A 6688-nucleotide genomic window follows, 5' to 3' on the forward strand; every position below is an offset into this window, starting at 1 on the left:
GGTAAATAATATGAAAAATTCACTTATGAATACTTATGGAGAACAATCACCTATAATGGTTAAAGGTGAAGGTTGTTATCTTTATGATATAGACGGAAAAAAATATTTAGATCTAACAAGTGGTATTGGAGTAAACTCTTTAGGCTATAACAATGAAAAATGGACAAAAGCAGTAACTAATCAAGTTACTACACTTCAACATTGCTCTAATATATTTACAAATCCAACTACTATTGAAGCTAGTAATAAATTAGTAGAAAAAGCTGGTATGAGCAAAGTATTTTTTGCAAATTCAGGTGCTGAAGCAAATGAAGGTGCTATAAAACTTGCAAGAAAATATAGCTTTGAAAAATATGGAGATGGCAGAAATAAAGTATTAACCTTAAAAAAATCCTTTCATGGAAGAACAATAACTACTTTAAAAGCTACAGGTCAACCTGAAAAATTCCATAAATACTTCTTCCCTTTCCCTGAAGGCTTCGATTATGTTGAAAAAAATAACATAGATGATTTTAAAAGCAAATTAACAAGTGATGTATGTGCAATTATGATGGAAGCTGTACAAGGTGAAGGCGGGGTTTATCCTCTTGATAAAGATTTTGTACAAGAAGTTGTAAAAATATGTAATAAAAAAGATGTTTTAGTTATATTTGATGAAGTACAATGTGGAATTGCAAGATGTGGTAAGTTATTTGGTTTTAATAATTTTGATGTTAAAGCTGATATAATTTCTCTTGCTAAAGGATTAGGCGCTGGTCTTCCTATAGGTGCTGTTTTATGTAATGAAAAATTAAAAGATGTATTTAAACCAGGAGATCACGGTTCAACATTTGGTGGAAACCCTGTTGCTTGTAGTGGTGCACTTGTGGTTTTAGATGAAATATGTAATGAAGAAACTTATAATAAAGTTTATGAAAACGGAAAATTTGTAAGAGATTCTATTAAAAATGCCAATCTTTCTCAAGTAGTTGATGTTAGAGGTTTTGGTCTTATGATAGGTATAGAAATTAAAGGAAGTTCTGCTGATATTAAAAAGAAAGCTCAAGAAAAAGGTTTCTTATTCTTAACAGCAGGTCCAAATGTAATAAGATTATTACCACCTATTGTTATTACTAGAGAAGAACTTACAGCTACTGTTAATGTATTAAAAGAACTTTTAAAATAATGCATTATTAAAAGGGGGAATTAACTTGAAAAAAGATTTACTACGAATGGATGATCTTACGAAAGAAGATATTATTGAAATACTAAATCTTGCTGATCAATTAAAATATGAGTTAAAGCATGGGATACCTCATGAACACTTAAAAGGTCAAACTCTTGGTATGATATTTGAAAAAAGATCAACTAGAACAAGAGTATCTTTCGAAACAGGAATGTATCAATTAGGTGGTAACGCTTTATTTTTAAGTAGTCGTGATCTTCAAATAGGACGTGGAGAACCAATTGAAGATACTGCAAGAGTTTTATCAAGATTTGTACAAGGAATAATGATTAGAACATATTCAGACGAAGAAGCAGAAAAACTTGCAAAATACTCTTCTATTCCTATAATAAATGGTCTAACAGATCTTGAACATCCTTGCCAAGTTCTTGCTGATCTAATGACAATAAGAGAATATAAAAACATATTAGATGGATTAAATGTAGCTTATATAGGTGATGGAAATAATATGTCACACTCTCTTATAATAGGATGCTTAAAATTAGGAATGAATTTTTCTATAGCATGTCCAAAAGAATATATGCCACAAGAAAGTTATATAAATCGTGGAAAAGAAATAGCAGCTTCAGAAAATGTACAATTTAACATATATCATGATCCTAAGGAAGCAGCTAAAAATGCAGATGTACTTCTTACTGATGTATGGGAAAGCATGGGACACGAGCAAGAAACAGAAGAAAGACGTAAATTCTTTAAAGGATTCCAAATAAATAATGAATTGCTGTCTCTTGCTGATGACAATGTAATGGTACTTCATTGTTTACCTGCCCATCGTGGGGAAGAAATTACAGCAGAAGTTTTAGAAGATCATGCAGCAGAGATTTTTGACGAATCTGAAAACAGATTACATGCTCAAAAAGCAATTCTTGTAAAACTTATGAAAAAGAACTAATAAATTTTGTTTAAAATGTTTCTTTTTGCGTAAATTAAAGTTATAATAGTTATTAGCGACATGTTTTAATATGTAATACTTTACTATTAGGATTGTCAAACATAAATCAAAGCTTAGATTATACATATCTAACTTGATTTTAAAATAAAAAAATATATACATTATTGGAGGTTTTTTATTTATGTTAGTTTCAGTTAAAGAAATGATGAATAAGGCTAGAGAAGGACATTATGCTGTAGGTCAATTCAACATCAACAACTTAGAATGGACAAAAGCAATATTATTAACAGCTCAAGAAAACAATTCACCAGTTATATTAGGTGTATCTGAAGGTGCTGGTAAATACATGGGAGGATATCATGCTGTAGTTGGTATGGTAAACGGATTATTAAAAGATCTTGATATATCTGTTCCTGTTGCTTTACACTTAGACCACGGTTCTTATGAAGGAGCTTACAAGTGTATCGAAGCTGGATTCTCTTCAGTTATGTTTGATGGTTCTCACTACCCAATAGCAGAAAACATCGAAAAGAGTAAACAACTTATAAAAGATGCTCACGGAAAAGGAATATCTATTGAATGTGAAGTTGGTTCAATAGGTGGAGAAGAAGATGGAGTTATAGGTGCTGGTGAAGTTGCTGATCCTGCTGAATGCAAACAAATAGCTGATTTAGGTGTTGATATATTAGCTGCTGGTATCGGAAACATTCATGGTAAATATCCTGAAAACTGGGCTGGATTAGATTTTGATGCTTTAGCAAAAATCAAAGATGCTGTTGGAAATATGCCATTAGTTTTACACGGTGGTACTGGAATTCCTGATGATATGATAAAGAAAGCTATATCTCTTGGAGTTTGCAAAATCAACGTTAACACTGAATGCCAATTAGTTTTTGCAGAAGCTACTAGACAATACATTGAAGCTGGTAAAGATCAACAAGGAAAAGGATTTGATCCAAGAAAATTATTAGCTCCTGGATTTGAAGCTATAAAGGCTAAAGTTAAAGAAAAAATGGAATTATTCGGTTCTGTAAACAAAGCTAACTAATTATTAAATTTCATTAAAAAGTACCATGCATTTGCATGGTATTTTTTTATATCAAATTTATTTATATTGTCATATTTGTAAAAAAGCATTATTGTTGATATAATTTTTATATAAAATGTAAAGGAGATTAATTATGAAAGAAACTATTAAGTGTTCAAGAGAAGAACTTGAAGCCTTTATTGGTATTGAAGCAAAAAAAACTTTCTTTTCTAAAACTTTAGATAGATATATGAAAAATAGAACAAAGCCTAATTGGAATTTTGGTGCATTTTTCTTAGGTCCTTTTTATCTTATGTATAGAAAATGCTATATTCCTGCAATTATTATATCTATAGCATACTTTTCATTAATACTACTACCTATAAATTTATCAGCAATATTATTACTTATAATAATGATTATATTAGGACTTCTTGGCACTAACCTTTATCTTCGCTTTTGTGAAAGAGAAATAAATATATATAGAGAATATAATTATATGAAAAGCGAAAAAGATTTTAATAACTTGCTATCTACAAAAGGCGGTACAAGTTTTCTTTCTGCAACTATATTATATTTTGTTTTTGCATTATTTATGTGGATAAAAATATTTACAATGTAATTAAATTATAAAATAATTAAGAGGTTGCTATTATGGCAACCTCCTTTTAACTACATATTCATTATAATTTCCTTTATCTTATCTTCTTCAATTGCTGCTGCATAAGATTCATTATCAAACTTTACAATATCTCCTATACCCTTTTGAAATACAAATCTTATTTTTCCATCACGTACCTTTTTATCTGTATATAGCTTTTTAATTAATTCTTCCCTATCTATATAATCTGGTATTGTAACAGGCAATTTTGCCTTCTTATATAAGTTAATAACTCTATTTACATCTTCATCTGATATATATCCAAGTTTATTTCCAAGCCTTACTTGTGCTACCATTCCTATAGCTACAGCTTCTCCATGTAATAGTTTATAATTGCTGACAGTTTCTATTGCTCTTCCAACAGTATGTCCTAAGTTTAATACTTCTCTTAAACTTTTTTCTTTTTCGTCTTTCATAACAACATTATATTTAATTTCACAATTCTTTTTTGCAATAAAATCACATACTTCACTGTCAAATTCAAATACCTTATCTATATTCTTTTCTAAATATTGAAAAAATTCATAATCAGATATACATCCATGCTTTATAGTTTCAGAAAGTCCACTACTTATTTGTTTTTTGGGCAATGTCTTCCACGCATCTGTATCAATATAAACTTTTTGTGGTTCATTAAAAAGACCTATTAAATTTGTTGCTATATCTGTATCTACAGCAGTTTTACCTCCAATTGAAGCATCTGCTGCTGCAAGTAAAGTTGTAGCATAGTTAATAAATGGCACGCCCCTTCCAAAAGTTCCTGCAACAAATCCTGCAAGATCAGTTACAACTCCTCCTCCAACTGCTATAATACAGCAATCTCTTTTATATCCTTTTATAATCATACTATCTTCAACAAATTCTTTTGTTTTTCTAGTTTTACTTTTTTCACCTGCATCAAATATGATAATATCAGATTTAAAACCGTTGCTAATTAATTTTTCATATATTTTTTGTGCATATAAATCTTTTACTATACTATCTGTTACTACTACAAATTTATTAATATTTCCTACAAGTCCATTTTTTAAATCACTAATTAATTTATCTGCTAAATTATTTCCTATCTCTACATCGTATGAATCATCTACAATTTTCTTTAGTTCTACATGAAATTTTGACATTATAATTTACTCCCACCTTTTATTTTAAATATTTACACTATTTAGGCTGTTTTGAAATAAGCTTTGCATGTACAAGGCATCTTCCATCTGTAACTTCATAGCTACAGGTTGATAATGTAATAATTTTATCATTTTCAGTAAAATCAACTGTATTAGCTAAAAACATTGATTTATTTTTTAATCCATTTAAAAATGAAATATAATCTTCTTTAGTAGAAAAACTGTACATATATGGATTTTCATTAGCCTTTTCTACGTATACAGAAAAAACTTCATATACATATGACACATCCTTTGTATCTATATATATATTTCTATTATTATTAAAAAAATCTTCTTCCTTAAAATTATTAAGGCCTGCGAACATGCTTCCATCTCTCATGTTATGACCATGTATTATGGTGTTTTCCTCTTCAAATGGATGCCTTATAGCGCTTTCAACAAATATAGCCCCACCACTATTTTCGTCCTTCTCAAAATTATGAGTTAAATAATATTCATCATTATCCTCTGAAGGATGTACCATAGGATAATTAATTTCAGTATTTGGTATAGTTATCCAGCCTACAAAATCTTCATTTATTTTAATTAGCTCATCAAAATTTAATCCCTCTATTTTGACATTGCCTCCTAAACCAACAGTAACTGAAGGTCCATAATCCTTAAGTTCATTATAAACCTTAGCATTTTTGTTATAATCATTAAAAATTAAAAACAGCTTATAACCAGAGTATACAAGACCAATTATAGCAATTATTAATACTATTCTTCCTATAATTTTTTTCATTTATTATTCCTCTTAAATTAACCTATTTCTAGAGCTATTTCCATCATATCTGTAAATGTTCTTTCTCTTTCTTCTGGTGTGGTTTCTAATCCTTTTAATATATGATCTGATATAGTAAGTATTGACAATGCTTTTACACCATATCTTGCAGCAAGTGTATAAAGTTCTGCTGTTTCCATTTCAACTGCCAAACAACCATAATCAGCCCATAATTCAACTGAATCTCCAGTATTATCATAAAAAAGATCAGATGATAGTATATTCCCTACCTTAACATTTATATTTTTTTCTTTAGCTTTATTGTATGCAGCATATAATAGTTCAAAATTAGCACATGGTGCATAATTCATTCCATTAAACCTTCTTCTATTGATTCCTGAATTAGTAGATGCAGCTTCTGCTATAACAATATCTCTTAAATTAACATCATTGTTTATAGAGCCTGCAGAACCTATTCTAATAAGCTTTTTGGCTTTGTATACATTAATTAATTCATCTACATATATTGAATGAGAAGGCATTCCCATACCTGTTCCTTGTACTGAAATTCTTTTTCCTTTATATGTTCCTGTAAAACCAAACATACCTCTTACTTTGTTATAACACTTAGCATTCTCTAAATAATTTTCTGCTATAAATTTTGCCCTCATAGGATCTCCTGGTAATAAAACTGTTTCTGCTATATCACCCTCATTTGCCATTATATGATAATGTTTTGCCATAATAATTACCTCCTTATTCTCTATAATTTTATAAACAATTTATTATTTATATTATATATCATTTCTTTATTTTAGTCATATATTCAATATTTGTTTGTTTTTAATGATTATGATATACTATCAATGTTACAAAGTTTATAGGAGATTATTAATAGTTATTAAAAATATATTCAAATATAATCAAATGTAATATAATATATTTAGGGGTGATTATATTTGAGTAAAAATTATAAACCAAAAGAATTTGCAG

General features: G+C 28.8%; 7 protein-coding genes. 4 read left to right on the forward strand and 3 right to left on the reverse strand.

Annotation, left to right across the window (positions count from 1 at the left end):
* The first annotated feature begins 10 nt into the window (after positions 1-10).
* The 4 genes from ACTNAO_RS10220 (at position 11) to ACTNAO_RS10235 (ending at position 3766) form a co-directional block, all read left to right on the forward strand.
* Positions 11-1165 (forward strand): aspartate aminotransferase family protein, encoded by a 1155-nt coding sequence (locus tag ACTNAO_RS10220; RefSeq protein WP_441028701.1) that lies wholly within the window; start codon positions 11-13, stop codon positions 1163-1165.
* Between the two features lie 25 nt (positions 1166-1190).
* Positions 1191-2117 carry an ornithine carbamoyltransferase gene (gene argF, locus ACTNAO_RS10225; protein ID WP_441028699.1) on the forward strand — a complete coding sequence of 309 codons (927 nt, stop codon included), beginning with the start codon at positions 1191-1193 and terminating at the stop codon, positions 2115-2117.
* 181 nt (positions 2118-2298) lie between these two features.
* Complete coding sequence (fba, locus tag ACTNAO_RS10230) at positions 2299-3165, forward strand: class II fructose-1,6-bisphosphate aldolase (protein WP_441028697.1); 867 nt, start codon at positions 2299-2301, stop codon at positions 3163-3165.
* A gap of 133 nt (positions 3166-3298) precedes the next feature.
* Entirely contained in the window at positions 3299-3766 is a 468-nt protein-coding gene (locus ACTNAO_RS10235) for a DUF2628 domain-containing protein (protein ID WP_441028695.1), read from the forward strand.
* A gap of 50 nt (positions 3767-3816) precedes the next feature.
* Here ACTNAO_RS10235 and aroB read toward each other — a convergent pair whose 3' ends face one another.
* Genes aroB through deoD form a run of 3 tightly spaced genes read right to left on the reverse strand, consistent with a single transcriptional unit; the run spans position 3817 to position 6438 of the window.
* A complete protein-coding gene (gene aroB / locus ACTNAO_RS10240; RefSeq protein WP_441028693.1) occupies positions 3817-4929 on the reverse strand; it encodes a 3-dehydroquinate synthase in 1113 nt (370 codons plus the stop codon).
* A gap of 37 nt (positions 4930-4966) precedes the next feature.
* The gene (srtB, locus tag ACTNAO_RS10245; RefSeq protein WP_441028691.1) at positions 4967-5716 is read right to left on the reverse strand and encodes a class B sortase; all 750 of its coding nucleotides are present in this window, start codon (positions 5714-5716) and stop codon (positions 4967-4969) included.
* Between the two features lie 17 nt (positions 5717-5733).
* Positions 5734-6438 carry a purine-nucleoside phosphorylase gene (gene deoD, locus ACTNAO_RS10250; protein ID WP_441028689.1) on the reverse strand — a complete coding sequence of 235 codons (705 nt, stop codon included), beginning with the start codon at positions 6436-6438 and terminating at the stop codon, positions 5734-5736.
* Positions 6439-6688 lie beyond the last annotated feature (250 nt).

Origin of the sequence: Clostridium sp. HCP1S3_C6 (genome assembly GCF_052066735.1) — a bacterium.
Classification (GTDB): Bacteria; Bacillota; Clostridia; order Clostridiales; family Clostridiaceae; genus Clostridium.